Below are 26,251 nucleotides of genomic sequence, written 5' to 3'. Positions count from 1 at the left end.
ACAGCTATGCAGATAAGCGAAATCAAAGAGCTCACAACGGAGGAGATCCGTGAGCGTATAGAGGCTGAGCAGGCTACCTACCAGCAGAAGAGGATAGACCACTATGTCTCTCCAGCTGAGAATCCTGCAGCTTTTAGAGAGCAGCGTCGCACGATCGCTCGTCTCAAGACTGTCCTCGCTGAGCGAGAGACAAATAACTAACCCTGCAGAATAGACTATTATTCACATGGAAAGAAAACACAGAAAAGAGCGCATCGGGATCGTCACCAGCAATAAGATGGACAAGACCATCACCGTAGCCTCACGCTTCAAAGAGAAGCACCCTATATATGGTAAGTTCGTCAGCAAGACTAAAAAGTACTATGCACATGACGAGAAGAATGAAACGAACATCGGTGACCGTGTCCGCATCATGGAGACGCGTCCTCTGAGCCGTACCAAGCGTTGGAGACTCACCGAGATTATAGAAAGAGCGAAGTAAACTATGATACAGCAAGAATCAAGACTCAATGTAGCAGACAATAGTGGTGCTCGCGAGGTACTCTGTATCCGTGTACTCGGTGGCACCCGCCGCCGCTATGCTTCGGTCGGAGATATCATCGTGGTGACCGTCAAGAGCGTCATCCCCTCCAGCGATATGAAGAAGGGTACTGTCGCTAAGGCTCTCATCGTAAGAACCAAGAAGGAGATACGTCGCACTGATGGCTCTTACATCCGCTTTGATGACAACGCCTGCGTACTACTCACCCCCAATGGCGAGCTACGTGGTACACGTATCTTCGGACCAGTAGCTCGTGAGCTACGTGCCGTCAATATGAAGGTCGTGTCTCTAGCTCCTGAGGTCCTTTAACTTATATAGAGAATAGAGATGAGCAAGTTTCATATTAAGAAAGGCGACATCGTCATGGTAAATGCTGGTGACGACAAGGGCAAGACAGGACGTGTCCTCAAGGTTCTCGTCAAGAAGCAGCGTGCGATCGTCGAGGGGCTCAACATGGTATCCAAGCATACCAAGCCCAATGCACAGAACCCCCAGGGAGCTATTCTCAGCATGGAGGCTCCAATACATATATCTAACCTGAATGTGCTAGATCCTCAGTCTGGCAAGGGAACGCGTATAGGACGTCGCCGTGATGATAACGGCAAGCTCGTACGCTTTGCTAAGCAGTCAGGAGAAGTAATTAAGTAACTATGGCACTGACAGTAAATCTTAAGAAGCAATACACAGAGCAGATCGCTCCCGATCTGATGAAGCACTTTGCCTACAAGAGTAGCATGCAGGTGCCCCGCCTAGAGAAGATCGTCATCAATCAAGGCTTGGGCATGGCTACAGGTGACAAGAAGATCATCGACGTAGCTATCGATGAGCTCACACAGATCACCGGACAGAAGGCAGTAGCGACACACTCTCGCAAGGATATATCCAACTTCAAGCTACGTAAGCAGATGCCTATCGGTGTCATGGTTACACTGCGTGGAGACCGTATGTACGAGTTCCTCGAGCGTCTCGTACGTGTCGCACTCCCACGTATCCGTGACTTCAAGGGTATCAACTCTAAGCTGGATGGACGTGGTAACTATACGCTAGGTATCTCAGAGCAGATCATCTTCCCTGAGATCAACCTCGACAGTATCACGAAGATACTAGGGATGAACATCACTTTTGTAACCTCAGCTCCTACCGATGAGGAGGGCTTCGAGCTACTCAAGCGCTTTGGTCTTCCCTTCCGTACTACTAATAAGTAAGATACACATAGGTTTATGGCAAAAGAATCAATGAAGGCCCGTGAGGCCAAGCGCCAGAAGCTAGTTCAGAAGTATGCGAAGCGTCGTGCTGAGCTCAAGGCTGCTGGAGACTATGAGTCTCTGCAGAAGCTACAGACACTCCCTCGCAACTCCTCTCCTGTGCGTCTGCACAATCGCTGCAAGATCACGGGACGTCCCAAGGGTTATATCAGACAGTTTGGCATCAGCCGTATCCAGTTCCGCGAGATGGCTTCTGCTGGTCTTATCCCAGGGGTGAAGAAAGCCAGCTGGTAAAGAATCTCTCGTCGACACCCACATCCGAGGACAGAGATCTCTTGTAGACAAATCGTCTATAGAGAGTCCCAAGGCTTAGATACACTACACTGAGAGCGGGTTGGAGCGTCATGTGCCGCCCATACGGCAGGCGTGATATACTTCCGATAGGCTCCGAAAGTTTTCATAGTATCTAGACTATTTGTATCTTTGCCCAGAATTGTCCTCTCATATATCCCCTCCACACCAGGGGGGAGTGTATGAGATGCTCGCACTCTCTAGAGTGAGAGCGTGGGGCGATGACTGATAGCGAATCAATTAAATATTGTCTGGGGTAGCCTATCACTTACAGCTCCCAGCCTTGGTATGCGAGACTCCTCCTATTCATACAGGAGATCATCTCTTCCGCAAGAAGATCAGAGATCCAGAGGAGTCGATGATACATTAGGCAAGGAGCTTAGAGCAAGCTAGGAACCCTCCAGATCAATTTAATCTTAATACACAATGACAGATCCAATAGCAGATTATCTCACCCGATTGCGCAATGCAATCAAAGCGGGTCACCGTGTGGTAGAAATCCCAGCTAGCAACATCAAGAAGGATATCACCAAGATCCTCTTTGACAAGGGCTACATCCTCAACTATATGTTTGAGGAGGAGGGATGCAAAGGAACCATCAAGGTCGCCCTCAAGTATGACCTCTCTAACAAGGTCAACGCAATCAAGAGCCTCAAGCGTGTCTCACGCCCAGGCTTACGTAAGTATGTAGGCTACAAAGATATGCCTCGCGTACTCAATGGACTAGGTATCGCCATCCTATCTACATCTCACGGCGTCATGACTGACAAAGAGGCTCGTGAGCTCAAGATCGGTGGTGAGGTACTATGTTATGTATATTAATCCTCCATATAGCAAAGTAATATGTCTAGAATAGGTAAACTACCCATAGCTATACCACAGGGCGTGACCGTCTCTCAGGAGGATCACTACGTAACAGTAAAGGGCCCCAAGGGTGAGCTCAAGCAATATATAGATCCTCGCATCGAGGTCTCTATCGAGGACGGTGAGATCACACTCGCACGTCACTCTGATGAGCGCCAGGAGCGCTCCCTGCACGGTCTCTACCGTCAGCTAATCCACAACATGGTGATGGGTGTACACGAAGAGTTCACCCAGACGCTCGAACTAATCGGTGTCGGTTACCGTGCGACCAATCAGGGGCAGATCCTAGAGCTCTCACTAGGCTTCACGCACGCCATCTATCTGGTACTCCCCAATGAGATCAAGATTGAGACCGAGATGGTGCGCAATCAGACCCCTAAGATCATCCTAAAGTCTTGCGATAAGCAGCTCCTAGGACAGGTCTGTGCTAAGATTCGTTCATTCCGCAAGCCAGAGCCATACAAGGGCAAGGGTGTTCGCTTCCTCGGTGAGGAGGTACGCCGCAAGTCTGGTAAGACGGCTGCTAAGTAAGTCGTATCCACTATCTAAGTAAAGAGTCATATGAACAAGAAAGCACAAAGAAGAAAGCACATCAAGACACGTGTGCGTGGCAAGATAAGTGGTACACCCCAGAGACCACGTCTGTCTGTGTTCAGAAGCAATAAGCAGATTTACGCACAGGTTATCGACGATATAGAAGGACGCACCCTAGCAAGCGCCTCCTCACTCAAGATGGAGACCTCTGGTACTAAGAAGGAGGTAGCCGCTCAGGTAGGACAGGAGATAGCTCGTGTAGCTCTTGCTGCTGGCATTGATACAGTGGTTTTCGATCGTAATGGATATCTCTATCATGGTCGTGTCAAGGAGCTAGCAGATGCAGCTCGTACAGGAGGTCTTAAATTCTAAATCACAGAGCACATCATGGCAATAGCAACAAATAGAGTCACAGCTACCAATGATCTAGATCTTAAGGATCGTCTAGTAGCTATCAATCGAGTAACTAAGGTCACGAAGGGTGGTCGCACCTTTACCTTTGCAGCGATTGTTGTCGTCGGTAACGAGGATGGCGTCGTAGGCTATGGTATGGGTCGTGCCAGCGAAGTGCCCGCAGCCATCGCCAAGGGCGTAGAGGCTGCTAAGAAGAATCTCATACGTGTCCCCATCCACAACGGGACCATACCTCACGAGCAGATAGGCCGCTTCGGTGGTGCTCGCATCTTGCTACGCCCAGCCTCTGCAGGTTCGGGAGTCATAGCAGGAGGTGCTATGCGTGCGGTACTAGACAGTGTAGGTGTTACCGATGTCTTGGCAAAGAGCCAGGGATCGACGAACCCTCACAACCTCGTCAAGGCTACCATCGCAGCACTCGCTGAGCTACGCAGCCCCTTGATGGTTGCGCAGAGCAGAGGCGTCTCTGTAGAGCGCGTGTTTAAAGGATAATCACCTAGACAAGTAAAGAGTATTATGGCAAAAATCAAAATCGAGCAAGTCCGTAGTCGCATACGGTGCAACAAGTCTCAGAAGCGCACCCTCGATGGTCTAGGTCTTCGCAAGATGCACCAGATTGTAGAGCATGAGGATACCCCTCAGATCAGGGGTATGGTGGCCAAAGTACACCACTTGGTTCAGGTCGTAGAGTAATAAAATATAGACAGATAATAGCAATGGACTTATCTACACTCAAGCCAGCCGAGGGCTCTGTTCACTCTCGTCGTCGTATCGGTCGTGGTCAGGGATCTGGCCGTGGTGGCACGTCTACACGTGGACACAAGGGAGCCAAGTCTCGCTCTGGATACAAGCATAAAGTCGGATTTGAGGGTGGTCAGATGCCTATACAGCGTCGCCTACCTAAGTTTGGCTTCAATAATATCAATAGGGTAGAGTATCGTCCTGTGAACCTAGCTGCTCTTGAGCAGTTGGCACAGAATACGGAGTTCTTCCCCAATCAAGCAGAGACAGCTGTCATCACTAAGGACAAGCTTGTCGCAGCTGGTCTAGCCTCACGTAATGAATCCGTAAAGATCCTAGCACAGGGTGAGCTGACACGACCCATACAGGTCGAGGCAGATGCTTACTCAGCTCGTGCCAAGGAGCTCATCGAGGCTCAGGGAGGATCGATACTACAATAAGATAAGCTGATATGCGGTTAGTAGATACAATTAAGAATATATGGAAGATTGAGGATCTGCGTAAGCGGATTCTCATCACTATCCTGTATGTGGTTATATACCGACTAGGTAGCTTCGTCGTATTGCCAGGGGTCAATCCTGATACACTGACCAGTCTAGCCAGCCAGACCAGTGAAGGTCTGATGGCACTGCTCAACATGTTTTCGGGAGGAGCCTTCTCCAATGCTTCGATATTTGCTCTAGGTATCATGCCTTACATCTCGGCAAGTATCGTCATGCAGCTGGCGGCGATCATCATCCCCTCTATGCAGAAGATGCAGCGCGAGGGTGAGAGTGGGCGACGTAAGATCAACCAGTGGACACGCTACCTGACGGTACTGATTCTGTTGATTCAGGCTCCAGCCTATCTGTTGAATCTAGACATGCAGCTACGCGCTGCTGGAGCGTCGCTACCTTCGGGCTTCATGTATCGTGTATTTGCTACCGTCATACTAGCTGCGGGCAGTATGTTTGTCCTTTGGCTAGGTGAGCGCATTACAGACAAGGGTGTCGGCAATGGTATCTCATTCATCATCCTTATCGGTATTATCGCTCGTCTGCCTCATGCGCTGATAGCGGAGTTTAACTATCGTCTCATCAGTGCTTCAGGAGGACTTGTGGCATTCCTCGCTGAGATCGTATTCCTACTCTTCGTTACGGCAGGAGCTATCCTACTAGTACAGGGTACGCGCAAAGTGCCCGTGCAGTACGCCAAGCGTGTCGTAGGTAATAAGCAGTATGGTGGCGCACGTCAGTATATACCTCTCAAGGTCAATGCTGCCAACGTGATGCCTATCATTTTCGCTCAGGCGATCATGTTTATACCTATCTCACTTGCTAGCTACTTCACAGGAGGCGATGGTACGCCCTCACGCTTTATCCAGGTATTGTCAGACAATACGAGCTTCTGGTACAACTTCATCTTTGCTACGTTGATCATCCTTTTCACCTACTTCTATACGGCGATTACGATCAACCCCACGCAGATGGCCGATGACCTCAAGCGCAATAATGGATTTATCCCAGGCGTCAAGCCAGGGCGTAGCACACGTGACTACCTCGATGGTATCATGGATCGTATCACACTACCTGGAGCACTCTTCCTCGCGATAGTTGCTATCATGCCAGCCTTTGCTCAGATACTGGGTATTAGTTCGGCATTTGCACAGTTCTTCGGAGGTACATCACTGCTGATCCTCGTAGGTGTGGTCCTAGATACACTACAGCAAGTCGAGAGTCACCTACTGATGCGTCACTACGATGGTCTACTGAAGAGTGGACGTATCAAGGGACGTACCGGGTCCGTATCAGCGTATTGATACTCCTTACAGTAGCGTTGTTTCATTTGACTATATTCAAATAGATGATTTACCTAAAGACATCAGAGGAGATAGAGCTGATGCGTGTGGCCAACAGACTCGTTGGAGAGACCTTGGGGGAGGTGGCAAAGCACATTGCTCCTGGGGTTACCACCAAGCATCTAGATACGATCGCCTATACCTTTATATGTGATCACGGAGCTACTCCTGCGTTCTTAGGTTATGGAGGCTTCCCGGCCAGTATCTGTACCTCGATCAATGATCACGTGGTACATGGTATCCCTTCGGATCGAGAGATACTGCACGAGGGAGACATCATCTCCGTAGATTGTGGCACGCATATCAACGGCTTTACGGGCGATAGTGCTTACACCTTTGCAGTAGGGGAGATCGATCCCGAGGTAGAGCGTCTGCTGACGGTCACTCGTGACTCCCTCTACCTAGGTATCAAGCAAGCTGTCGAGGGTCACAACGTGGGGCACATCGGGGCCGCCGTCCAGCGCCACTGTGAAGCGCAGGGGTATGGCATCGTCCGTGAGTTGGTGGGTCATGGTATCGGGCATGCAATGCACGAAGATCCCAACGTCCCCAACTACGGATTCCCAGGAGTTGGTCCCAAGCTACGCGCAGGTATGTGTATCTGTATCGAGCCCATGGTGACGATGGGACGTCGCAAGGTCGTCTTTGAGTCCGATGGATGGACCGTCCGCACGCATGACGGCAAGCCTGCAGCGCACTTTGAGCACTGCCTCGCCATTATGCCAGATGGTCAAGCACCCCAGATCCTCTCTACATACGAGTATATCAAAGAAGTATTAGGCACACGAGAGTTTTAATATGGCCAAGCAAACAGCTATTGAGCAGGATGGAGTCGTCCTAGAGGCACTGAGCAATGCTATGTTCAAGGTACAGCTCCAGAACGGACATATCATCACGGCACACATATCGGGCAAGATGCGTATGCACTTCATCCGTATCCTGCCAGGAGACAAAGTCAAGGTAGAGATGTCTCCGTACGACCTCACACGTGGTCGCATCTCCTATAGATACAAGTAATCAAGTCATAGCGACAATCAGAATAAGAGCATACTATGAAAGTCAGAGCATCAATCAAAAAGCGATCAGAAGACTGTAAGATCGTCAGACGCAAAGGTCGTCTGTACATCATCAATAAGAAGAATCCTAAGTTCAAGCAGCGTCAAGGATGAGCTTAGGGATGAAGCTCCGCACATCTCTTAGGATGACGGAGAGTCAGCTTATCATGCAACAAACATCACACAGTATATAGAGTATGGCAATAAGAATCGTCGGCGTCGATCTGCCGCAAAACAAGAGAGGTGAGATAGCCTTGACCTATATATATGGTATAGGTCGTAGCAGTGCTGCTCGCATCTTGGATGCTGCAGGGGTCGATCGCAACATCAAGGTCCAGGATTGGACAGATGATCAAGCTGCAGCTATCCGTGAGCAGATCTCCAATGGCTATAAGGTCGAGGGTGATCTACGTAGCGAGACACAGCTCAACATCAAGCGTCTTATGGACATCGGCTGCTACCGAGGCATCAGGCATCGTCTAGGTCTCCCACTACGTGGGCAGAGCACCAAGAATAATGCCCGTACACGTAAGGGTAAGCGCAAGACAGTCGCTGGTAAGAAGAAGGCAACTAAGTAATAGAACCACCTTATGGCAAAGAAAACCGTAACAAAAAAGAGAGCAGTCAAGGTCGATGCCCAGGGGCAGGCGCACATACACTCTTCTTTCAATAACATCATCATCACCCTTACCAATAGTGAGGGACAGGTCATCAGCTGGTCATCAGCTGGTAAGATGGGATTCCGTAGCTCTAAGAAAAACACCCCCTATGCAGCTCAGCTCGCAGCTCAAGACTGCGCTAAGACAGCATTCGATCTAGGGCTACGCAAGGTCAAGGCTTATGTCAAGGGCCCCGGCAACGGTCGTGAGTCCGCTATCCGCACCATCCACGGTGCTGGTATCGAGGTGACAGAGATCATCGACGTCACACCACTACCACACAACGGCTGCCGTCCTCCTAAGAGACGTAAGGTCTAGTTGCTACAAGTATAGAGATCACAGCTACCTAGAGAGCGATTGCACCGCCCATGTAGAGATAGCGTGGAGAGTCCACATCAGGACGCAACCCTCACTTATCTACAGATAGACTGCACGGTCAGTCCTTGGTGCACCTCGTGACATGGCAAGCTCTACAGATAGGTCTCAGCTTAGAGATAGACTCAAGATAGTGACTCTGTAAGTCGACAGACGTAGTGTGAGATTGATGCGGTTGCTCATTTACTTTCCCTCTTATTCTAATCGCATCGCGGCTGCTCTATATGCGCCGTCACTTCTAGACTTACTACTTGAGATATGATCCCAGCCTTGACCACCACACAGCAGAGAGTGGCGCTTATGCCCTCGAGCATCCTGTAGAGCAGATGTATGGTGTAGCATTTAAATGAAATAGAACAATGGCAAGATATATTGGTCCTAAGTCCAAGATCGCACGCAAGTTTGGTGAGCCCATCTTTGGTGCAGACAAAGTCCTGAGCAAGAAAAACTATCCTCCAGGTCAGCACGGCAACAACCGTCGTCGCAAGCAAAGCGAGTATGCACTTCAGCTCCGCGAGAAGCAGATGGCTAAGTACACCTACGGAGTCCTAGAGCGTCAGTTCCGCAATCTCTTTGAGAAGGCACAGCGCACCTCAGGCATCACGGGTGAGATACTTCTACAACTCCTCGAGTCTCGTCTAGACAACGTTGTCTTCCGTCTAGGCATCGCTCCCACACGTGCTGCTGCACGTCAGCTCGTCTCTCACCGTCACATCGTCGTCGATGGTGAGGTGGTGAACATCCCCTCCTACACCCTCAAGCCCGGACAGATCGTCGGCGTACGTGAGCGTGACAAGTCTATGGAGGTCATTGCAGACGCTCTCGCTGGATACAATCATAGCAAGTATCCATGGTTAGAGTGGGATGCACGCACCTACAGCGGTAAGTTCCTCAACGTACCCACACGTGAGGAGATACCCGAGCCCATCAAGGAGCAGCTCATCGTCGAATTGTATTCTAAGTAACCCTCTAACTCTATGGCAATATTAGCATTTCAACAACCTGACAGCGTCCTCATGCTGGACGCTTCGGATCACTACGCCAAGTTTGAATTTAAGCCTCTAGAGCCAGGCTATGCTATGACTATTGGCAACGCCTTGCGGCGCATCCTCCTCTCATCGCTAGAGGGGTATGCAATAGCTTCTATCCGTATCGAAGGTGTAGAGCATGAATTTGCTACTATTCCAGGGGTATTGGAAGATGTAACCCATATCATACTCAACCTCAAGCAGATTAGATTCAAGGCTACTGTAGAGGATCCTCAGGAGGAGACCATCACGCTCCATGTCACAGGTCGTAACACCTTTAAGGCTGGTGACCTCAATAAGGTCTTAACAAGCTATAAGGTGCAGAACCCCGACTTGGTCATCTGCAATCTTGCTGAGGATGCTGACTTCACGATCGAGGTACGCATCAATAAGGGACGTGGCTACGTCGTCTCCGAGGAGAATCGTCGCGAGGACGACCCCGTCAATACGCTCCCTATCGATGGTATCTACACCCCGATTCGCAAGGTCAATCAGACTACCGAGGCGTATCGTGTAGATCAGCGCACTGACTACGAGAAGCTCGTCCTAGAGATCGAAACTGACGGCACCATTCACCCACGTGAAGCTCTGCGTCAGGCTGCGATGATTTTGATCTCGCACTTCACACTCTTTACGGACAAGGAGTTTGAGGTCGAGCTCCCCGAGGAGGAGCCTGAGCAGCTCTTAGACAATCAGGTGATGAAGGTTCGCTCCCAGTTGATGACAGACCTAGCGACGACAGATCTCTCTGTCCGTGCGCTCAACTGTCTCAAGGCTGCGGGCATCTCCACGATTGCCGACCTACTTAGTAGGGATCGTGAGGAACTCTTGAAGATCAAGAACTTCGGCAAGAAGTCGCTTGTAGAGATCGAGCAGTTCTTAGCAGATCAGAAGCTGGACTTTGATATGGATCTCACACCCTATAGATTAGATAATGATTAATCCCTCTTATGAGACACAATAAGAAATTCAACCATCTAGGCCGCTCCAAGGCACATCGTGAGGCTATGCTTGCCAACATGGCTAGCTCACTCATCATGCACAAGCGGATCAATACGACAGTGGCCAAGGCTAAGGAACTGCGCAAGTTTGTCGAGCCTATCATTACCACGGCAAAAAATGACACCACCGCATCTCGTCGTCTAGCCTTCAGCTACCTACGAGACAAGGAGGCAGTCAAGGAGCTCTTCGGCACCGTCGTCGACAAGGTCGGCGATCGCCCTGGAGGTTACACACGTATCCTACGCACGGGACTACGTCTTGGCGATAACGCCTCTATGTGCTTTATCGAGCTTGTAGACTTCAACGACAACATCGCCAAGAGCGCCTCTGCACCTAAGAGTGATGGCAAGAAGCGCACACGTCGTTCACGTCGTGGTAGCGCTGCTACTAAGGCAGCTGCCCAGCCAGAGGCTCCAGCTGCAGAAGAGCCAGCACAGGCAGAAGAGCCAGCACAGGAGTAGTAACTTCACTAGGGCACTGACGAGACACAGCCACATAGTTCACCACCCATGTGGATAGACTCTATGTAGCGTGTGAGGGCTGACAAAAGCCCCCTGCCACTCGTCCTGAGCTCAAAGTAACAATAGGAGAGGGAGTGTCGAGCAATTAGCTCGGCACTCCCTCTTGTCATTTTCCAGGATGCGATCCACTGGGGGGCAATGTCTCAGGGCTGATGCATGATAAAAACGATCTCGTTTCAATTGCTCCCGAAGAATTGAATTCCTACCTAGGAATTTGCCCAATTCCTACCTAGGAAATCAAAAATACTTCGGAGGAATCAAATGAAACTTCGGAGGAATCAAATGAAACTTCGGAGGAATCAAAAAATAAGTCCGAAGAATTTGGCCATTTCCTAGGTAGCTATTTGTGGAATTCCTAGGTAGGAATTGAAACGAGCTCATTTTTATCATGCGGTAGCCCTGGGGGGAGGATTAAGTATTGTCGTATAGACGTTGTATTTCAGTAACTTTGATTGCTGAGAGCTGGGGAGTCCCCTTTACCTCGGGTTAATACACACAGCTTGTTTTATCGTCAAGTAGCATCTTCCACAGAGCCACTACAAGCAATCCCCTTGCAGTACGGTCGTACTGCAAGGGGATGCTTCGTCGTTTGTAGCTTATGTCAGATCCTCTAGTTTTGTCCTAGAGAGGGGATCATCGTATCGCCATACATCTTCGAGAGTAGATCGTAGCAGAGCTTGTCCTTCTTCTCACAATACTTCTCTGTATACGTGCTGACGTACTTTGCCTGCTCGAGGAAGTTAGAGTCCACTAGGGCTAAGATAGCCCGATCCTTATTTTCGGGGGTCTGCTCCTCGATGTACTGTAGCATCTCTCTAGGGATCTCGTTTCTATCAGAGAGTGAGATAGTAGTGCCATTAGGTAGGGTCACATTCCGGACCTCATACTTAATTGAGTAGTCATCGTAAATGTCCTGAGAGGTCCTAGAGACATGCTGGAAGTAGTAATCGGCAGATCGGGTACACTCCTTGAGCCCCTCTAGAGATAGCGTAGTAGTACCACTGTAGTACCAATGCTCAAACTCGTCACTCCATAGCCCGAAGAAGACTTCGCAATCCTTTATCGCTCCCTTGGGGTAGCTTATATCGATCCAAAAGGCTGGATAGTAACGTGTGTAGTAGTAGACGTCCTCACTTTCATATCTTGTGTGGAAGGTAAGGTCTAGATACGCACTAGGGTCGTGCTCGTTGTAAAACTTAGTCCACCGATCTGCCTCTGTTTGGAACTTTACGTCATAGGGCTTGCGATAGTCTGCGTAGGCTGCCATGGCCTTGTCTCGTAGCTTCGCCTGCTCTGAGTTGCTATACAAAAAGTCTAGATAGCTTATCATCTGCTCGTAGGAGACAGACTGGTAAGTAGCCTCATCGGGGGTGCCGATCACGCGATTACGGATATCACTAAAGAGAGTGGCATACTTGATGAGCTGAGGATAACTCTTGCTCTTTGCCTCTAGTTGCTTCTGAGTCAGTGGCTTTAGGATGCTTTGCTTCAGCACTCGAGCATCAGATAGTAAGCTCCACGCCAGGACGACAACGATGGCTGCTACAATGAGAGACCCTCCGATGATGAGCCCATTGCGAAGCCCCTTATTGGTGTGCGAAGTCGTGGGTGGCGGTGCTACTGGTTCCGCTGGCGGAAAAGGTTGCACCCACTGATTCCCCTGCTGAGGAGCCTGCGTCCATTGACTTTGCTGCTGAGGAGCCTGCGTCCACTGATTTTCCTGCTGAGGAGTCTGGGTGACAGGTGGAGGCACTTGCGCCCCCTGCTGAGAAGCCTGAACGACAGACTGAGACACTTGTGGCGTAGAGGGAGTCCTCTGCACTTTTTGTTGAGCTGTTGGTGTCTGGATCTCTACATTACCACAGTAAGGACACGTCTTACGATCCTTAGGGATGAGGTGCCCACAAGCGGGGCATCTACTAATCTGTACTGAGTTTAGTCTAGTCATATCTACTGCTCTTTAGTGTGGTCTAGCTGCTAGCTAGTCATCTCTTGAGATGTCGGGATGTGAGATACCTGAGAACAAAGATATATCTTTCTCTCGAATGGCACAATTGCTTCAAAAAAAGTTATAATGCATGTTCCTCCCCCTCCTCTATGCCCCTCTTGCGAAGCTGTGGGGGCGAGGGGTGAGCTGTTGCGGTTTTTTATTACCTTTGTATGGGAGGTTATATATGGTTAAGAGCGTAGGCTCACGGACCTCCGATATTCAACTAAGGACTAGGTAAATATGGCAAAGAAAAATGAGAGGACTGTCGTCACTCCTCCTATTACAGATGTCGCAGCGAAAATGAAGGCGCTGGAGACTACCATGGGACGTATACAGAAGCAGTTTGGCAAGGGCGCTATCATGAATATGGCGGATGATGCCGTGGAGGATGTGAGCGTGATCCCCTCGGGGAGCTTGACGCTCGACATAGCTCTCGGTGTCGGAGGCTACCCTCGTGGACGTATCATTGAGATCTTTGGTCCAGAGTCTTCGGGTAAGACGACGCTGGCTATCCACGCTATTGCCGAGGCGCAGAAGCTGGGTGGTATCGCTGCGATCATTGATGCGGAGCATGCTTTTGATCCGACGTATGCGCAGGCTCTGGGAGTGGACATTAGCCGTCTGTGGATCTCTCAGCCTGATGATGGTGAGCAGGCGCTAGACATTGCCGAGCAGTTGATTCGTTCGTCAGCGGTTGATATTCTTGTGGTGGACTCGGTAGCTGCTCTGACTCCGAAGGCGGAGATAGAGGGCGAGATGGGAGATACGCAGGTGGGTCTGCACGCACGTCTCATGTCTCGTGCTATGCGCAAGATCACGGCTGCTGTGAGTCGCTCTAAGACTTGCTGTATCTTCATCAATCAGCTACGTATGAAGATCAGCTCGGGTTATAGCCCCACGGGTCCTAGCGAAGTGACGACGGGTGGTAATGCGCTCAAGTTTTACTCCTCTGTGCGCCTAGACATACGTGCCTACAAGCAGATCAAGAAGGGCGACGATGTAGTCGGCAAGGTGACGAGTGTGCGTGTCGTCAAGAACAAGGTGGCTCCTCCTTTCCGTCGTGCTGAGTTTGACATACTCTTCGGTCAGGGCATCAACCGTGTAGGCGAGATCATCGATGCTGCGACCGATATGGGTATCCTCAAGAAGAGTGGTTCGTGGTTCTCCTATCAGGGCAATAACATAGGTCAGGGTCGTGATGCGGTCAAGGAGCTCCTGGACGACAATCCTGAGCTGGCAGACGAGGTGGCTCAGCAGGTGATGGATCAGCTAGCTCATGAGGGCAAGCTACATCTCTCGCAAGAGTCTGCCGAAGGGGAGGAGAGCGAATCCCTAGACACGACGGATCAGCTGGTTGACGAGGACTTTGATATATAATAGATAGTCTGAGGGGCGTAGGGTGCGTGAGCGAAAGCTCATGCACCTTGCGAACCTTTCTAATCCACGCTATCAAATAGAGCTGGGCCTATTGCAACCCAGTCGTAAACTCTAAAGCATAGTTATCATGACAGCACTGCAGACTCCACGTGGATGGCAGCGACTCGCTGATCGTACAGACGAGGAGTATACGCCAGAACGCATCTCTGCGCTCTCTGAGGACGAGGTGTTTGTCTTCGGGAGCAATCTATTAGGGCACCATATGGGTGGTGCTGCGCGTACTGCTCATTGCGACTTTAACGCAGAGATGGGTGTCGCCGAGGGCTTGACTGGGCAGGCTTATGCTCTGCCGACGCTTGGTGAGGATATGCGACGGGTGGCTCCAGAGGCACTACGTGCTAGTCTGGTGCGCTTGCTACGCTTTGCCCTAGAGCATCCGAGTCTTACCTTCTACCTCACGGAGGTGGGGTGTGGTATCGCTGGGTGGCCTGTCGAGACTGTGAGAGAGTTGCTATGGGAGGCTGTGCGTGAGCTCTCGGAGGAGGCTTATGAGCTACGTGCTGTGCCAGCTAATCTCATCATCCCACAACGGTTTAGTTTAGTCGGCCGTGAGTCTCTCCATCTCTAGTGAGCAGTACACGCGGTATTTTGCTGAGACCCCTTCGCTACCGCTCTATGCGCAGCCCTGGTGGCTATGCGCAGCATCGGGGAGTGAGGAGATGTCGGTGCTCTCTACAGCAGGAGCTAAGGAGGGTGCCCCGACACTGGTGTGGCCTCTCTTTATGCCTACGCGACGGCACCTGATCGTGCCTCCTTACTGTCAGTTCGCTGGACCGCTGAGTGATCGTTCGGGGGCAGTGGGGGAGGAGCTTTTTGATCGGGAGCGATACATTGCCCACCTAGCAGCTATGAAGGAGCTCAGCGAGACGCTCCCCTCATCACTACGTTATATAGAGGCGCACCTACCGCTCGACTATTGGGACTGGTTCCCGTGTGAGACGCCTGCCGGTGCCTGGCGTAGCTCGGTCGCCTATACGCATCTTCTAGACTTGGCGCAAAGGTCGCCTCAAGAGCTGTACAACAGTTTGATCCGGCGAAAGGTGCGCCGCGCCACTGCCCTAGGTCTACGAGAGCTCTGGGCTGAGGAGACGAATGTGGCTAGCTGTGCGGAGATGCTGGTGAAGCTCTGTCGTAAGAGTCTAGAGCGTAGCGGAGGAGACCATCTCTGTGCCTCCTCACTGAGACGTCTTGTGACGGCTGCCGTGGCGCATCGGCAGGGTGCTGTCTTACTCCTGCTCTCGCCACAGACGGAGGAGCCTGTGGCTGGAGCCTTTGTAGCGCATCACGCCGGCACCGCATACTATATTGCGGGGGGGCAGGCGAGGACGCCTGAGGGCGAGGACGCGATGGCTCTACTACTCGATCGGCTCATCAGATGGAGTAGAGAGGCGGGGTGTCACACTTTTGACTTTGAGGGATCGATGCAGCCTGGCATCGCCTTCTTCTTTCGCAGCTTCGGAGCTGTACCACACCCTTACCTGCGACTGCAGGCGGGGCGACAGACGCTGGCTATGCGCCTGCAGCTACGGCAGTACTATCTACGGCATCTCTATTAATCTATCTATATGCGACACTACGAGGCGACAGAATATATCCTCTCTTTCCTACTCGGAGATGCGACCCCGCTCGATATCTCGGGCAAGATACGCATCTCGCGTCACGCTCAGATGCAGCACTCACCAGACTACGTCGCTTACTGCCGTCCTGAGGAGGCGAAGCCGTATCATCGTGTGGTGATCGTGCCGTCGGGCTTCTTTGACTATGAGCAGTATGGGCGTGCCGAGTCGATGCCCACACTACCTCTCGCCGAGTGGCATGGGATGCCGCTACTCTTTGGGGAGCCTCGCGAGGAGAGCTTAGAGACGCCTTATGGCACACGCCTTATTATCTACGCAGACCTCGTAGCGAGTAGCTACTTCCTACTGTCTCGTTACGAGGAGATGTATTATCGTAAGCGGAGGGATGAGCATGGTCGCTTCCCAGGACGGGAGTCCCTGGCATACCGTGCGGGCTTTCTGGAGCGTCCGCTGGTGGATGAGTATGCTGCGGAGCTACGACGACTGATGAGCGAGATAGGCCTAGCGGTACAGCCGATGGAGCCTGGCTTTAGCTCGGTGGCACTCACACATGATCTAGACCAGCCCTACTACAGCTCGGGGGTGCGGGGCTTCCTGCGCCTCCTCCTCAAGGAGCGTCTCTCGCTGCGGGCTGCTTATCGCAATACTTTCTCACGGGCTAGTGAGGATCTCTTCTTTAGCTATGGTCGCTTCCTGGATTGGAATGTGGAGACGCAGCGCAAGTGTGCTAGCCCCGTGCGAACGATCTTTTTCATTAAGACGCCTAGTCCGCATCCACTGGACAAACCAAACTACACGCTACGCAATCATAAGATAGCAGCCATCATGCGATTGGCACGGAGACGCAAGGTGGAGTTTGGTCTCCATCTAAATCTCTACTGCTCGGAGCACCCAGATGCGGTGGAGGCGGCTAAGGTAGAGCTGGAGAAAGAACTAGGTGAGTCCGTCACCTGCTCTCGTCATCACTACCTAGCGGTGCGTGAGCCTGAGGACTACAATGCGCTCCTCGGGGCTGGCATCTACCATGACTACTCTATGAGCTACGCCGATGTGGCGGGTTTTAGACTGGGCACATCGCGTCCCGTGCGCTTTATCAATCCTCAGAGCATGGCGGTCACAGATTTGATCCTGCATCCGCTCACGGTGATGGACTACACCCTACATGATGAGAAGTACATGCACCTTGACTACGCAGAGGCTGAGCGGGTGGCTCTGGCAATGGTCGAGCAGGCGTACAAGTATCATGGCGAGGTGACGCTACTCTTTCACAATGAGAATCTGCTGCTGGACGATCCACACATTTACCACACTCGTCTGTACCGAGCTTTGCTGCGCCAGATCATCAAGCTCTCGCCAGCGCCTGACATTGTTGGGCTATAGTCCTTGCGCTCCTATGCTTCCTCACCGTATCCTGCTACTGACCGACCTGCTCCCCCCGCAGTTTGCACCCCGCATTACGGCACTCCTGCAGCGCCTCCCCGAGCGTGACTGGCAGGTCGACGTGATGAGCGAAGAGATCAGAGGGGATCACCAAGGCTCTCACGGCTCTGTGGAGCGCATGAGTAGCTTGCCTGCACACCGTCTGGAGCGTGTGCCGTTAGCCCCCAAGAAGGGACGGTCGCTCTATGCGCTCGCTGATGCGCTCTGGCAGGTGAAGAGCAGGCGCCTCGTACGGCACTTGCGTCAGCATTACGACTTGACACAATACGAGCTGATCGTGGGGATGAGCTATCGCACATTCCCGCTCCCAGCGGTCGCTTGCTTGGCACGGCAGACGGGGCTACCCGCCGTGATGGACTGCCGAGACATCGTCGAGGAGTACACGCCCGAGGGCTTTCTCCCAGCACCGCTACCACGTTGGGTGCCTATGCGCCGAAAGTTCTACAGCTGGCTTCGGACTCGCTTCATCAAAGCACGAACAGCAGCGCTACGTCATGCCTCAGCCATCACGACTGTCTCCGAGTGGCACCGTGACCAGTTGCAGCAGTTGCACCCAGAGCTACCAGTCTTCTGTATCCCTAACGGTTATGACGAGGGCCTCTTCATCGCACAGCCCGATCGGTCTCCACAGCTACCGCTACGCATCGTCTACACAGGACGCTTGCTCTCGCTAGAGATGCGGGATCCGACGCTACTCCTCAAGGCACTACAAGAGGAGGCGCTAGACAAGTGGGTCCAGCGTGGAGCCGTCGAGGTCCATTGGTACTGCGACAACGCTTCGCAGAGGCTCCTCGAGCAACTCCTAGAAGCCTTTCCCCCTGGTGTCCGAGCTGCGCAGCACTTTCACGCAATGGTGCCTTACGCTGAGGTGCCGAAGCTACTGGCTCAGGCTGATATGCTCCTCCTCTTAGGCCGTCGTGAGCAACCCGAGGGGCCTCACGGAATGGTGACGACTAAGCTCTTTGAGGCGATGGCGATGCGTCGGCCTATCCTGATGGTGGAGAGCGACGAGAGCGTTGTGGCGCAGATCCTCCGGGCGCATGGCGGGGCGCTTGCTGCTAACGGTGTAGCACAGGTGGTAGATTTTGTTGCTCATCACTTGGAGCGTCTAGAGCGTGGCGAGGCGCTACCGAGAGAGACCTTTACCGATCACTATCAGCAGTACACACGTGAGGCGATGGCGGAGGCTTTCGTGCGGCTCTTCCGTACGCTCGTCTGAGCACTCTCTTTCCTTTCTAGAGGTACTAAACGAATCAAGCCCAGCAAACGAAGAGTCTGCTGGGCTTGATCTGTATAGGCGGACAGCCTATGCGATACTTTTTAGTAGTTGTCGCGCATTGGCTCGAAGAACTCCTGTGGGTGATCGCAAGCGGGGCACTTAGCGGGTGCCTTCTTAGCCTTGACTACGAAGCCACAGTTGCGGCACTGCCAGTAGATCTCCTTCTCACGCTCGAAGTACTTGCCAGACTCGACGCGCTCTAGGAGCTTGAGGTAGCGACGCTCGTGCTCCTGCTCAGCCTTGGCTACGTTGCGGTAGACGGCTGCAATGGTCTTGAAGCCCTCCTCCTCAGCGATGTCGGCGAACTCTGGATAGAGCTCCTCAGCCTCGCAGTGCTCACCAGCGGCTGCAGCCTTGAGGTTCTCGGCGGTGGTGCCGATGACGCCAGCGGGGAAAGCAGCGGTGATCTCTAGCTCACCACCCTCGAGGAACTTGAAGAAACGCTTAGCGTGCTCCTTCTCCTGATCAGCAGTCTCCTGGAAGATAGCCTCGATCTGGCGATAGCCTTCATCCCTCGCTACGCTAGCGAAGTATGTATAGCGATTTCTAGCTTGTGACTCTCCTGCGAATGACTTCAGGAGGTTCTGCTCGGTACGTGTACCTTTGATTGATTTAGTACTCATATATAGGTATTCTAAAGGTTGAACAGTTTCATTACCACCACAAAGATACCTATTTATTATGAGCCATGCAAATGTTGTATACTTCTCTCAGTGAGATTTGCCGAAAAGAGTATCTTTGTCTTCACTTGAACCAACCTTTTTAGAGACACTGGATAAGACATGCACGAATTGATTTGTCCGAATTGCAATAAGCCGTTTAGTATTGACGAGCGTGGCTATGCGCAGCTCCTAGAGCAGGTGCGTGGCGAGGCCTTTGACAAGGCACTCGCTGAGAGGGTTGCGCTCGTAGAGGAGCGGAGCCGACAGGGGCAGCAGCTCGCCGTGGCGCAGGCTGAGGCGACCCTCAAGGAGCGACTGGCACAGCGAGATACCGAGCTGGCACAGCTTCAGAGCAGACTAGACGCTATAGGGGAGAAGAGCCAAGCGGAGCTACAACTGGCGCTGGCAAACAAGGAGAAAACCATCACCGAGCTCCACGCAGAGCTGGCGCAGCAGGAGAGCCTGCGGGATAACGAACGCCTGAAAGCTCAGGCTGAGAGCCAGAAAGCACTACAAGCTAAGGAGCAAGAGATCGTCTTGCTACGCTCTCAGGCGGAGCTGCAGAGTAAGGAAGCTCAGCTAGAGCTTGGCAGGCTGCAGGAGCAACACAAGGAGCAGGAGGAGATGCTGAAGGCGCAGGTTAGCTTTTACAAAGATCTCAAGACGCGTCTCTCCACCAAGATGCTAGGCGAGACACTGGAGCAGCACTGCGCCCTAGAGTTTGAGCAGAAGCTGAGGACCTTTTACCCCTACGCTTACTTTGAGAAGGACAATGACGTGGTCGGTGGTACCAAGGGGGACTTTATCTTTCGTGACTATGCGGGAGCGGGCGAGCCCGAGTACATCTCCATCATGTTTGAGATGAAAAACGAGGCTGACGAGACCGCCACGAAGCATCGCAATGAGGACTTTCTCAAGAAGCTCGACGAGGATCGTCGCAAGAAAGGGTGCGAGTATGCCGTCCTCGTGTCGCTCCTAGAGCCCGACAGCGAGCTCTACAACGGGGGCATCGTGGACAAGTCACACCGCTACGAGAAGATGTATGTGATCCGCCCGCAATTTTTCGTACCCCTGATCACGCTCCTAGTCTCTACCTCACGCAAGAGCCTCGACATACGGAAGCAACTCTTTGAGGCGCAGCAGCAGTCCATCGACATAACGCATTTTGAAGAGGATATAGAGGAGTTCAAGGACAAGTTCGGGCGCAACTACCGCCTAGCGAGTGAGAAGTTTCAGAAGGCGATCGAAGAGATCGACAACTCGATCAAGCATTTGCAGAAGATCAAGGACAATCTCATCGGTAGCGAAAACAACCTGCGCCTAGCCAACGACAAGGCGGAGGGGCTAACCATCCGCAAGCTCACCTACAAGAACCCAACGATGCAGGCTAAGTTCAAGGAGCTCAAAGCGCTTGATCAGTCGTCGGAGGAGTAACTCGGCTAAGCTAGCGGCGGAAGGTCGGGACGTGTGAGGTAGTCGGCGACGACGATAGGGTAGTAGGTGTGCTCGAGGCGATGGATGCGCTCAGCGAGCGTGTTGACCGTGTCGTCGGGGTGGACCGCTAGACGCACTTCGCAGAGCGTCGAGCCACGATCGTACTCGCCATCGATGAGGTGGATCGTGATGCCGCTCACCTTGCAGTGCTCCTCGAGGACACGCTCGTGGACACGGTCGCCATACATTCCCTTGCCCCCATAGTCTGGCAGGAGCCCTGGATGAATATTGAGGATGCGCCGAGGGAAAGCTCGTAGCAAGCTCTCCGGCACCAAGCCGAGGAAGCCTGCGAGGACGATGGCTGTCACCTGATATTGCTCTCTGAGTTGCTCGGCAAAGGCAACGTCCGCCATCTCTTTGCGCTGGAAGACGAGAGAGCGTACACCTAGTCTCTCAGCACGCTGGAGGACTCCGGCGTGAGGATTGTCAGTTGCTATGAGCGCGACGGAAATGTCGTCTATATTTGTGAGGTAGTGGACGAGAGCTTCAGCATTTGTGCCATTGCCCGAGGCGAATATTGCTATGGTTTCCATTTTTCTTCGTACATTTGTTGCACATAAGGGGTGTATGTGTGCAAAGTGCGACGGCATTCACACGCTCTGACACCTCTTCTGCACAAAGGTACAGCTAAATCTGCGGATACGATACGCTCCTCGCGTGGAGCGACTGGCAGAGCTGCGCTACCGACCCAATATGACTAATCAATTATTCATCAAATAACCTATTAAGCAATGAACGCAGAAGTAGAAAGCAAGGTCAAAGACCTAATCGCAGACAAGCTCAACGTTGAGCTCTCAGAGGTAACTCGTGAGGCAAACTTCACCACCGATCTTGGTGCTGACTCTCTTGACACGGTCGAGCTGATGATGGCCTTCGAGAAGGAGTTTGATATGACCATCCCTGATGAGGAGGCTGAGGGTATCAAGACCGTTGGTGACGCTATCGACTACATCGAGAAGCAGCTAGCATAATCTATCTAGAGGAGTATACGCAGTAGCGCTCTCCTCACCATACGATACAGAGGTGTCGCCGCCTAGTCGCGTGGCGACTCTCCCGCTAAAGTACAAAGCCCAAGGGCAAGTCTCAGATCTCCCAGCATGGGTGCTGGGCTTGCCCTTGAGTGCTTCCCATCAATCAGTTTACACCGCTAGAACCTGTTGCACACAGCAGCAGATTCCTCATATCCTGACGCTTGACTTTGATATAGCCTATGCAATTTAACAGAGTAGTCGTGACTGGCCTAGGTGCCATCACCCCCATTGGCAATGATGCTCCTACCACTTGGCAAAACCTGCTAGCGGGCAAGAGTGGAGCAGCTCCCATCACACAGTTTGATGCTTCCAAGTTCAAGACCCAGTTTGCCTGTGAGGTCAAGGGCTTCAACCCCGAAGAGCACTTTGACCGCAAGGAGGTACGTCGCTATGATCGATACACTCAGCTCGCTCTGGTAGCAACGAAAGAGGCGATCGCAGACTCCGCTGTAGACCTAGAGCAGGTTGACAAGAACGAGGTCGGCGTCATCATCAGCGCAGGCATCGGAGGGTTAGAGACCTTCCAGGAGGAGATCATGCAGTATGATCCCGAGCGAGGGCCCCGCTTCAATCCTTTCTTCATCCCGAAGATGATCTCCGACATTGCCGCTGGACTCGTATCTATTGAGTACGGCTTCCACGGCCCCAACTACAGCGTCGCCTCAGCTTGTGCCTCCTCGACGAATGCTATCATCGACGCTGCTATCATGATACGCCTAGGCAAGGCTAAGATGATGGTCGCAGGCGGTAGCGAGGCTGCCGTGACAGTCGCTGGTATCGGTGGCTTCAACGCGATGCACGCCCTCTCCACCCGCAACGACTCTCCCGAGACAGCCTCTCGTCCCTTCAGTGCTAGCCGCGATGGCTTCGTACTAGGCGAGGGCGCCGCTATCCTTATCCTAGAGGAGTATGAGCATGCTGTCGCTCGTGGAGCTAAGATCTATGCCGAGTTTGCCGGCTTCGGACTATCGGCCGATGCGTATCACCTGACTGCCAGCCACCCCGAGGGTTTAGGCGCCAGGCTCGTGATGACCCGCGCACTAGAGGATGCAGGTATGAAGCCCGAGGATGTAGACTATATCAACGTCCACGGCACCTCGACACCTGTCGGTGATGCTTCCGAGGTCAAAGCTATCCAAAGCGTCTGGGGCGACAAAGCTTACGATCTCAATATCAGCTCCTCAAAGTCTATGACAGGACACCTCCTCGGTGCTACAGGAGCGCTCGAGGCGATGGCTATCGTCAAGTCCATCCAGGAGGATGTCGTCACACCAACCATCAATCATGAGCCAGGTGACGAAGACGATCAGATAGACTACAAGCTCAACTTCACCTTTGGCAAGGCGCAAAAGCGTACTGTCAACGTAGCCATGAGCAATACCTTCGGCTTCGGTGGTCACAACGCTTGCGTCATCTTCAAGAAGGTTCAGTAAGCGCACACGCACCGCATCAACTCATGACACTGTATCAGCGATACCCCCTCACGCACGTCGCTTTAGAGCCGACGCGTATGGAGGGGTATCGCTTTTTGGGGTCTTCTAGAGAGCGACAGCTATGAGTTCCTTTCGCACCTCTAGGACTAGATCCCTGCTTCGAGAGCTAGGCGAGCGCTGGCAGCATTGGTGGCGTAAGATGCGTGGGGGCACCTCGCAGCGCACGCCAGATCTGACCTCACTCTTTGACCGGATAGGCATCGTGCCTGTCCGCACAGACCTCTACCTCCTAGCGATGCGTCACCGCTCCTGCACCATCATCGGGGAGGGTGGGGAGAAGCTCAATAATGAGCGACTTGAGTTCCTCGGCGATGCTGTCCTCGAAGCCTCCATCTGCACCTACCTTTACCACCTCCACCCCACATGGGACGAAGGTGAGCTGAGCAAGTGCAAGAGCTCGCTCGTGAGTCGCCCCGTCAATAACGAGGTAGGTCGTCGCTTGCATCTAGAGCGCTATATCATCATGGTGCCAAGCGCCTTGGACAACTCGGTAGACATCTACGGTAACACCGTAGAGGCGCTCATTGGAGCCATCTACCTCGATCAGGGCTATGCCCGTACGCAAGAGTTCGTCCGTGACTACATCCTCCCCACCTACCGAGACATGCAGGAACACACGGTGGCGAGCATTCAGAACTATAAGAGCGAGCTCATCGAGTGGGTACAGAAGCATCACCTGTCCCACGAGTTTCGTCTTGAGGAGCATCAAGCGATGCCTCACGACCACTTCATCTACAGCGTCTGGATCGATGGCAAGCCCGTAGGCCGAGGCGCAGGTAGTAGCAAGAAGCGCGCCCAGCAAGAAGCCGCGCGTGACACCCTCGAGCTACTCAAGCAAGCCTACTCAGCCATACAGGGTCGCACTAGCTAGCCCGCCTTACGAGAGAGGGTAAGCAAACAAAGATCCCGCAAATCTTACGAGTAGCCCTTTGTAAACGCGCTCAAGACGAGTAACCCCGTGTAGGGACCCACGGAAGTGTTTAGCGGGAGTGCGTCCGTCCCCGTTAAATTTACGATGCTGTAACCTTTGACACAACGGACGCACGACCGTGCGTCCCTACATTTTCGCTACACGTCGGGGAGTCTGTCGTAGTACAGCAAGACGAGTAGCCCGTTGACGGGACGCACGAATAGTGTCGAGTGAGATGGCGTCCGTCCTGTCAAAAGCTACATCGTCAAGATCGTTCTACAACGGACGCCCTCCCGCTAAACACTTCCGTGCGTCCCTACAGCCGTTACACGTCTGATCCCTCCGATCCCTCTGATAGTTCCGATGCACTCCGATGACCTTGACCCCACACCCCTGAGGAAATCGAAAATGCCTCGGTACCAAATGGGAAACCTCCACGGAGGAACGGGAAAATTCTTCGGAAGTTTGATTTGCTTCTTCCGAAGTTTCATTTCATTCTTCCGAAGTTTTATTTTGGCCCTCCGTGGGGAAAGTTCGTTTGCTCACTGGAGATAACTGATTTCCTCCTGAGGCGAGAGATGCGAGGCGGGAGATTAGAGCGAACAGGTGTGCCCCTACAGTTTGCAATTCGTGCGTATTTTCCACTCCAAAATGCAATTTGGAGTGGAGCTCGCCCTGCTCCGGACGCCCCCTCCTCTCCAAGGAGGGCGGGAGGAGCAGGTAGCGAGCTGCCGAGACGAAAAAAGGGACGATGCGCTCACCGTCCCTTTAAGGTTAATGCAGTATATTTGCTGTGGAAACAAAAACTTAGCTATATACAAGTATGCATCTAACCCAAGCGCAAAGATACGAAATTGCTGCTCTTCTGAAGACTAATACTCCTCAAAAAAAGATCGCAGAGGTCATAGGAGTACACCCTAGCACCATCTGTAGAGAGATTAAGAGGAACTTGACACACGCTGGCAACTATAGCCCTACTCAGGCTCATATGTTTGCCAAAGAGCGACAAGATTGGAAGAACAAGGCAAGAGCTAAGTTGACGAACGCTATGAAAGCTGATATTGTCCAGTGCATTGTAGAGCATAAATGGTCTCCAGAGCAAATTGCTGGAAGGCGAAAGCTGGAGAGCAAGCCTATGGTTGGTAAGACCTCCATTTACAAGTTCCTGCATCAAGACAAGAAAGCTGGTGGCGAGCTTTACAAACACACGAGGCATGGGCTAGCTTATCGCAAGCGACGCCTGGCCGTACCAATAAAAACAGACTGGCCTAAGCGAAAGTCCATAGAGACTCGTCCTGAGTGCATTGACCAAAAGGAGCGAGTAGGAGATTTTGAGATGGATACCATTATAGGCAAAGAGCAGAAAGGGGTAATCCTGACGCTTGTGGAGCGTGTTACAGGCTTCACCATCATACGGCTTTTGGAGCATGGCAAGGACGCCAAAGCCCTCGCCAGAGAGGTTAATAAAGCTCTGAGATACTACAAGAGGATGGGACTGCTACACTCGATCACAACCGACAATGGAAGTGAGTTTACCAAGTTTAAGACCATAGAGAGGTCTCTCAAAACGCCCGTCTACTTTGCCCACCCCTATCAATCCTGGGATAAGCCTCATATTGAGTACCTAAACAAACTGCTACGCCAGTTTATCCCCAAGTCCTCTACTTTCGAAGACTTAACTGACCTAGACCTTAGACGCTTTCAGAACCTACTAAACAATAGACCCCGTAAAAACCTAAACTACAAGACACCCAATGAAGTCATCAAAAACATCATTCTTGAGAAATTGCATTAGCGGGTGGAATGTACGG

The 26,251-nt window shown here is 52.3% G+C and carries 34 protein-coding genes; 31 read left to right on the top strand and 3 right to left on the bottom strand.

Features of this window, described 5'->3' with window-relative positions:
• Positions 1 to 6 precede the first annotated feature (6 nt).
• From rpmC to rplQ, 21 genes are all read left to right on the top strand, one after another.
• Positions 7 to 201, top strand: a complete 195-nt coding sequence (rpmC, locus tag L215_RS0106355) for a 50S ribosomal protein L29 (protein ID WP_007365594.1) — start codon at positions 7 to 9, stop codon at positions 199 to 201.
• 25 nt (positions 202 to 226) lie between these two features.
• Entirely contained in the window at positions 227 to 481 is a 255-nt protein-coding gene (gene rpsQ / locus L215_RS0106350; protein ID WP_025882895.1) for a 30S ribosomal protein S17, read from the top strand.
• Positions 482 to 484: 3 nt separating this feature from the next.
• Complete coding sequence (gene rplN / locus L215_RS0106345; RefSeq protein WP_007365575.1) at positions 485 to 850, top strand: 50S ribosomal protein L14; 366 nt, start codon at positions 485 to 487, stop codon at positions 848 to 850.
• A gap of 18 nt (positions 851 to 868) precedes the next feature.
• Complete coding sequence (gene rplX, locus L215_RS0106340; protein WP_025882894.1) at positions 869 to 1,189, top strand: 50S ribosomal protein L24; 321 nt, start codon at positions 869 to 871, stop codon at positions 1,187 to 1,189.
• Between the two features lie 2 nt (positions 1,190 to 1,191).
• On the top strand, positions 1,192 to 1,746 hold the full coding sequence (gene rplE, locus L215_RS0106335; RefSeq protein ID WP_027451518.1) for a 50S ribosomal protein L5: 555 nt from the start codon (positions 1,192 to 1,194) through the stop codon (positions 1,744 to 1,746).
• Between the two features lie 15 nt (positions 1,747 to 1,761).
• Positions 1,762 to 2,040: a 30S ribosomal protein S14 gene (gene rpsN, locus L215_RS0106330; protein ID WP_025882891.1), complete on the top strand. Its 279-nt coding sequence runs from the start codon at positions 1,762 to 1,764 to the stop codon at positions 2,038 to 2,040.
• 483 nt (positions 2,041 to 2,523) lie between these two features.
• Positions 2,524 to 2,919 (top strand): 30S ribosomal protein S8, encoded by a 396-nt coding sequence (rpsH, locus tag L215_RS0106325; protein WP_025882890.1) that lies wholly within the window; start codon positions 2,524 to 2,526, stop codon positions 2,917 to 2,919.
• A 21-nt stretch (positions 2,920 to 2,940) separates the two neighbouring features.
• The gene (gene rplF / locus L215_RS0106320; RefSeq protein ID WP_025882889.1) at positions 2,941 to 3,492 is read left to right on the top strand and encodes a 50S ribosomal protein L6; all 552 of its coding nucleotides are present in this window, start codon (positions 2,941 to 2,943) and stop codon (positions 3,490 to 3,492) included.
• A gap of 30 nt (positions 3,493 to 3,522) precedes the next feature.
• Positions 3,523 to 3,867 carry a 50S ribosomal protein L18 gene (rplR, locus tag L215_RS0106315; RefSeq protein ID WP_004331528.1) on the top strand — a complete coding sequence of 115 codons (345 nt, stop codon included), beginning with the start codon at positions 3,523 to 3,525 and terminating at the stop codon, positions 3,865 to 3,867.
• 15 nt (positions 3,868 to 3,882) lie between these two features.
• Positions 3,883 to 4,401, top strand: coding sequence for a 30S ribosomal protein S5 (gene rpsE / locus L215_RS0106310; protein WP_025882888.1), 519 nt, complete (start codon positions 3,883 to 3,885; stop codon positions 4,399 to 4,401).
• A gap of 24 nt (positions 4,402 to 4,425) precedes the next feature.
• A complete protein-coding gene (rpmD, locus tag L215_RS0106305; RefSeq protein WP_007365557.1) occupies positions 4,426 to 4,602 on the top strand; it encodes a 50S ribosomal protein L30 in 177 nt (58 codons plus the stop codon).
• Positions 4,603 to 4,625: 23 nt separating this feature from the next.
• Entirely contained in the window at positions 4,626 to 5,090 is a 465-nt protein-coding gene (rplO, locus tag L215_RS0106300; RefSeq protein ID WP_025882887.1) for a 50S ribosomal protein L15, read from the top strand.
• An 11-nt stretch (positions 5,091 to 5,101) separates the two neighbouring features.
• On the top strand, positions 5,102 to 6,448 hold the full coding sequence (secY, locus tag L215_RS0106295; RefSeq protein ID WP_025882886.1) for a preprotein translocase subunit SecY: 1,347 nt from the start codon (positions 5,102 to 5,104) through the stop codon (positions 6,446 to 6,448).
• Positions 6,449 to 6,492: 44 nt separating this feature from the next.
• Entirely contained in the window at positions 6,493 to 7,284 is a 792-nt protein-coding gene (map, locus tag L215_RS0106290; RefSeq protein ID WP_025882885.1) for a type I methionyl aminopeptidase, read from the top strand.
• A 1-nt stretch (position 7,285) separates the two neighbouring features.
• The gene (gene infA / locus L215_RS0106285; RefSeq protein WP_004331513.1) at positions 7,286 to 7,504 is read left to right on the top strand and encodes a translation initiation factor IF-1; all 219 of its coding nucleotides are present in this window, start codon (positions 7,286 to 7,288) and stop codon (positions 7,502 to 7,504) included.
• Between the two features lie 35 nt (positions 7,505 to 7,539).
• Entirely contained in the window at positions 7,540 to 7,656 is a 117-nt protein-coding gene (ykgO, locus tag L215_RS0106280; RefSeq protein ID WP_004331524.1) for a type B 50S ribosomal protein L36, read from the top strand.
• Between the two features lie 83 nt (positions 7,657 to 7,739).
• On the top strand, positions 7,740 to 8,120 hold the full coding sequence (gene rpsM / locus L215_RS0106275; protein ID WP_025882884.1) for a 30S ribosomal protein S13: 381 nt from the start codon (positions 7,740 to 7,742) through the stop codon (positions 8,118 to 8,120).
• A 12-nt stretch (positions 8,121 to 8,132) separates the two neighbouring features.
• A complete protein-coding gene (gene rpsK, locus L215_RS0106270; protein ID WP_007365587.1) occupies positions 8,133 to 8,519 on the top strand; it encodes a 30S ribosomal protein S11 in 387 nt (128 codons plus the stop codon).
• 416 nt (positions 8,520 to 8,935) lie between these two features.
• Positions 8,936 to 9,541, top strand: a complete 606-nt coding sequence (gene rpsD, locus L215_RS0106265; RefSeq protein WP_025882882.1) for a 30S ribosomal protein S4 — start codon at positions 8,936 to 8,938, stop codon at positions 9,539 to 9,541.
• 12 nt (positions 9,542 to 9,553) lie between these two features.
• Entirely contained in the window at positions 9,554 to 10,546 is a 993-nt protein-coding gene (locus tag L215_RS0106260; protein ID WP_025882881.1) for a DNA-directed RNA polymerase subunit alpha, read from the top strand.
• 8 nt (positions 10,547 to 10,554) lie between these two features.
• Positions 10,555 to 11,067 (top strand): 50S ribosomal protein L17, encoded by a 513-nt coding sequence (gene rplQ / locus L215_RS0106255; RefSeq protein WP_025882880.1) that lies wholly within the window; start codon positions 10,555 to 10,557, stop codon positions 11,065 to 11,067.
• Between the two features lie 670 nt (positions 11,068 to 11,737).
• Here rplQ and L215_RS0106250 read toward each other — a convergent pair.
• Positions 11,738 to 13,075, bottom strand: coding sequence for a zinc ribbon domain-containing protein (locus tag L215_RS0106250; RefSeq protein ID WP_027451517.1), 1,338 nt, complete (start codon positions 13,073 to 13,075; stop codon positions 11,738 to 11,740).
• 282 nt (positions 13,076 to 13,357) lie between these two features.
• On the opposite strand from L215_RS0106250, the gene recA reads away from it, so the two are divergent.
• The 5 genes from recA (at position 13,358) to L215_RS0106225 (ending at position 18,790) form a co-directional block, all read left to right on the top strand.
• Positions 13,358 to 14,494 (top strand): recombinase RecA, encoded by a 1,137-nt coding sequence (gene recA / locus L215_RS0106245; RefSeq protein ID WP_025882876.1) that lies wholly within the window; start codon positions 13,358 to 13,360, stop codon positions 14,492 to 14,494.
• 127 nt (positions 14,495 to 14,621) lie between these two features.
• On the top strand, positions 14,622 to 15,122 hold the full coding sequence (locus tag L215_RS0106240) for an A1S_2505 family phage non-structural protein (RefSeq protein WP_025882875.1): 501 nt from the start codon (positions 14,622 to 14,624) through the stop codon (positions 15,120 to 15,122).
• On the top strand, positions 15,103 to 16,110 hold the full coding sequence (locus L215_RS0106235; protein ID WP_244869674.1) for a GNAT family N-acetyltransferase: 1,008 nt from the start codon (positions 15,103 to 15,105) through the stop codon (positions 16,108 to 16,110). Before L215_RS0106240 ends, L215_RS0106235 begins: the two co-directional genes overlap by 20 nt.
• A 9-nt stretch (positions 16,111 to 16,119) precedes the next feature.
• Positions 16,120 to 17,511 carry a UDP-2,3-diacetamido-2,3-dideoxy-alpha-D-glucuronate deacetylase VimE gene (locus L215_RS0106230; RefSeq protein WP_025882874.1) on the top strand — a complete coding sequence of 464 codons (1,392 nt, stop codon included), beginning with the start codon at positions 16,120 to 16,122 and terminating at the stop codon, positions 17,509 to 17,511.
• Between the two features lie 13 nt (positions 17,512 to 17,524).
• Positions 17,525 to 18,790, top strand: a complete 1,266-nt coding sequence (locus tag L215_RS0106225) for a glycosyltransferase (protein WP_027451515.1) — start codon at positions 17,525 to 17,527, stop codon at positions 18,788 to 18,790.
• 101 nt (positions 18,791 to 18,891) lie between these two features.
• Here the strand turns inward: L215_RS0106225 and rbr are convergent, their stop codons facing one another.
• A complete protein-coding gene (gene rbr, locus L215_RS0106220; protein ID WP_025882873.1) occupies positions 18,892 to 19,473 on the bottom strand; it encodes a rubrerythrin in 582 nt (193 codons plus the stop codon).
• A 159-nt stretch (positions 19,474 to 19,632) separates the two neighbouring features.
• Between rbr and L215_RS0106215 the strand changes: the two genes are divergently transcribed.
• A complete protein-coding gene (locus L215_RS0106215; protein WP_025882872.1) occupies positions 19,633 to 20,946 on the top strand; it encodes a DUF2130 domain-containing protein in 1,314 nt (437 codons plus the stop codon).
• A gap of 5 nt (positions 20,947 to 20,951) precedes the next feature.
• Here L215_RS0106215 and purN read toward each other — a convergent pair whose 3' ends face one another.
• Positions 20,952 to 21,539, bottom strand: a complete 588-nt coding sequence (gene purN / locus L215_RS0106210; RefSeq protein ID WP_025882871.1) for a phosphoribosylglycinamide formyltransferase — start codon at positions 21,537 to 21,539, stop codon at positions 20,952 to 20,954.
• 198 nt (positions 21,540 to 21,737) lie between these two features.
• Here purN and L215_RS0106205 point away from each other — a divergent pair, with 198 nt between their 5' ends.
• The 4 genes from L215_RS0106205 to L215_RS0106190 all read left to right on the top strand — a co-directional run bounded on the left by L215_RS0106205 (position 21,738) and on the right by L215_RS0106190 (position 26,235).
• Entirely contained in the window at positions 21,738 to 21,977 is a 240-nt protein-coding gene (locus tag L215_RS0106205; protein ID WP_004331282.1) for an acyl carrier protein, read from the top strand.
• A gap of 239 nt (positions 21,978 to 22,216) precedes the next feature.
• Positions 22,217 to 23,470: a beta-ketoacyl-ACP synthase II gene (fabF, locus tag L215_RS0106200; protein WP_025882870.1), complete on the top strand. Its 1,254-nt coding sequence runs from the start codon at positions 22,217 to 22,219 to the stop codon at positions 23,468 to 23,470.
• Between the two features lie 121 nt (positions 23,471 to 23,591).
• On the top strand, positions 23,592 to 24,401 hold the full coding sequence (gene rnc / locus L215_RS0106195) for a ribonuclease III (RefSeq protein ID WP_052343475.1): 810 nt from the start codon (positions 23,592 to 23,594) through the stop codon (positions 24,399 to 24,401).
• Positions 24,402 to 25,263: 862 nt separating this feature from the next.
• Positions 25,264 to 26,235: an IS30 family transposase gene (locus L215_RS0106190; RefSeq protein ID WP_027451513.1), complete on the top strand. Its 972-nt coding sequence runs from the start codon at positions 25,264 to 25,266 to the stop codon at positions 26,233 to 26,235.
• The last annotated feature ends 16 nt before the right edge of the window (positions 26,236 to 26,251 follow it).

This window comes from Porphyromonas uenonis DSM 23387 = JCM 13868, from assembly GCF_000482365.1.
In the GTDB taxonomy this organism is placed as follows: domain Bacteria; phylum Bacteroidota; class Bacteroidia; order Bacteroidales; family Porphyromonadaceae; genus Porphyromonas; species Porphyromonas uenonis.
Note: the sequence above shows the minus strand (reverse complement) of the source record. Positions and strands in the feature narration are given on the sequence as shown.

Bases quoted from the DNA above. Each gene is read 5' to 3' on its own strand.
- fabF (WP_025882870.1), top strand. From the start codon at position 22,217: ATGCAATTTAACAGAGTAGTCGTGACTGGCCTAGGTGCCATCACCCCC.
- rnc (WP_052343475.1), top strand. From the start codon at position 23,592: ATGAGTTCCTTTCGCACCTCTAGGACTAGATCCCTGCTTCGAGAGCTA.
- L215_RS0106250 (WP_027451517.1), bottom strand. From the start codon at position 13,075: ATGACTAGACTAAACTCAGTACAGATTAGTAGATGCCCCGCTTGTGGG.
- rpsE (WP_025882888.1), top strand. From the start codon at position 3,883: ATGGCAATAGCAACAAATAGAGTCACAGCTACCAATGATCTAGATCTT.
- rpsK (WP_007365587.1), top strand. From the start codon at position 8,133: ATGGCAAAGAAAACCGTAACAAAAAAGAGAGCAGTCAAGGTCGATGCC.
- rplR (WP_004331528.1), top strand. From the start codon at position 3,523: ATGAACAAGAAAGCACAAAGAAGAAAGCACATCAAGACACGTGTGCGT.
- rpsH (WP_025882890.1), top strand. From the start codon at position 2,524: ATGACAGATCCAATAGCAGATTATCTCACCCGATTGCGCAATGCAATC.
- rpmC (WP_007365594.1), top strand. From the start codon at position 7: ATGCAGATAAGCGAAATCAAAGAGCTCACAACGGAGGAGATCCGTGAG.
- infA (WP_004331513.1), top strand. From the start codon at position 7,286: ATGGCCAAGCAAACAGCTATTGAGCAGGATGGAGTCGTCCTAGAGGCA.
- secY (WP_025882886.1), top strand. From the start codon at position 5,102: ATGCGGTTAGTAGATACAATTAAGAATATATGGAAGATTGAGGATCTG.
- L215_RS0106240 (WP_025882875.1), top strand. From the start codon at position 14,622: ATGACAGCACTGCAGACTCCACGTGGATGGCAGCGACTCGCTGATCGT.
- L215_RS0106230 (WP_025882874.1), top strand. From the start codon at position 16,120: ATGCGACACTACGAGGCGACAGAATATATCCTCTCTTTCCTACTCGGA.
- rpmD (WP_007365557.1), top strand. From the start codon at position 4,426: ATGGCAAAAATCAAAATCGAGCAAGTCCGTAGTCGCATACGGTGCAAC.
- L215_RS0106190 (WP_027451513.1), top strand. From the start codon at position 25,264: ATGCATCTAACCCAAGCGCAAAGATACGAAATTGCTGCTCTTCTGAAG.
- rplQ (WP_025882880.1), top strand. From the start codon at position 10,555: ATGAGACACAATAAGAAATTCAACCATCTAGGCCGCTCCAAGGCACAT.
- recA (WP_025882876.1), top strand. From the start codon at position 13,358: ATGGCAAAGAAAAATGAGAGGACTGTCGTCACTCCTCCTATTACAGAT.
- rplN (WP_007365575.1), top strand. From the start codon at position 485: ATGATACAGCAAGAATCAAGACTCAATGTAGCAGACAATAGTGGTGCT.
- rpsQ (WP_025882895.1), top strand. From the start codon at position 227: ATGGAAAGAAAACACAGAAAAGAGCGCATCGGGATCGTCACCAGCAAT.
- rbr (WP_025882873.1), bottom strand. From the start codon at position 19,473: ATGAGTACTAAATCAATCAAAGGTACACGTACCGAGCAGAACCTCCTG.
- L215_RS0106260 (WP_025882881.1), top strand. From the start codon at position 9,554: ATGGCAATATTAGCATTTCAACAACCTGACAGCGTCCTCATGCTGGAC.
- rplE (WP_027451518.1), top strand. From the start codon at position 1,192: ATGGCACTGACAGTAAATCTTAAGAAGCAATACACAGAGCAGATCGCT.
- L215_RS0106205 (WP_004331282.1), top strand. From the start codon at position 21,738: ATGAACGCAGAAGTAGAAAGCAAGGTCAAAGACCTAATCGCAGACAAG.
- map (WP_025882885.1), top strand. From the start codon at position 6,493: ATGATTTACCTAAAGACATCAGAGGAGATAGAGCTGATGCGTGTGGCC.
- rpsM (WP_025882884.1), top strand. From the start codon at position 7,740: ATGGCAATAAGAATCGTCGGCGTCGATCTGCCGCAAAACAAGAGAGGT.
- rplX (WP_025882894.1), top strand. From the start codon at position 869: ATGAGCAAGTTTCATATTAAGAAAGGCGACATCGTCATGGTAAATGCT.
- rplF (WP_025882889.1), top strand. From the start codon at position 2,941: ATGTCTAGAATAGGTAAACTACCCATAGCTATACCACAGGGCGTGACC.
- L215_RS0106215 (WP_025882872.1), top strand. From the start codon at position 19,633: ATGCACGAATTGATTTGTCCGAATTGCAATAAGCCGTTTAGTATTGAC.
- rplO (WP_025882887.1), top strand. From the start codon at position 4,626: ATGGACTTATCTACACTCAAGCCAGCCGAGGGCTCTGTTCACTCTCGT.
- purN (WP_025882871.1), bottom strand. From the start codon at position 21,539: ATGGAAACCATAGCAATATTCGCCTCGGGCAATGGCACAAATGCTGAA.
- rpsN (WP_025882891.1), top strand. From the start codon at position 1,762: ATGGCAAAAGAATCAATGAAGGCCCGTGAGGCCAAGCGCCAGAAGCTA.
- L215_RS0106225 (WP_027451515.1), top strand. From the start codon at position 17,525: ATGCTTCCTCACCGTATCCTGCTACTGACCGACCTGCTCCCCCCGCAG.
- rpsD (WP_025882882.1), top strand. From the start codon at position 8,936: ATGGCAAGATATATTGGTCCTAAGTCCAAGATCGCACGCAAGTTTGGT.
- ykgO (WP_004331524.1), top strand. From the start codon at position 7,540: ATGAAAGTCAGAGCATCAATCAAAAAGCGATCAGAAGACTGTAAGATC.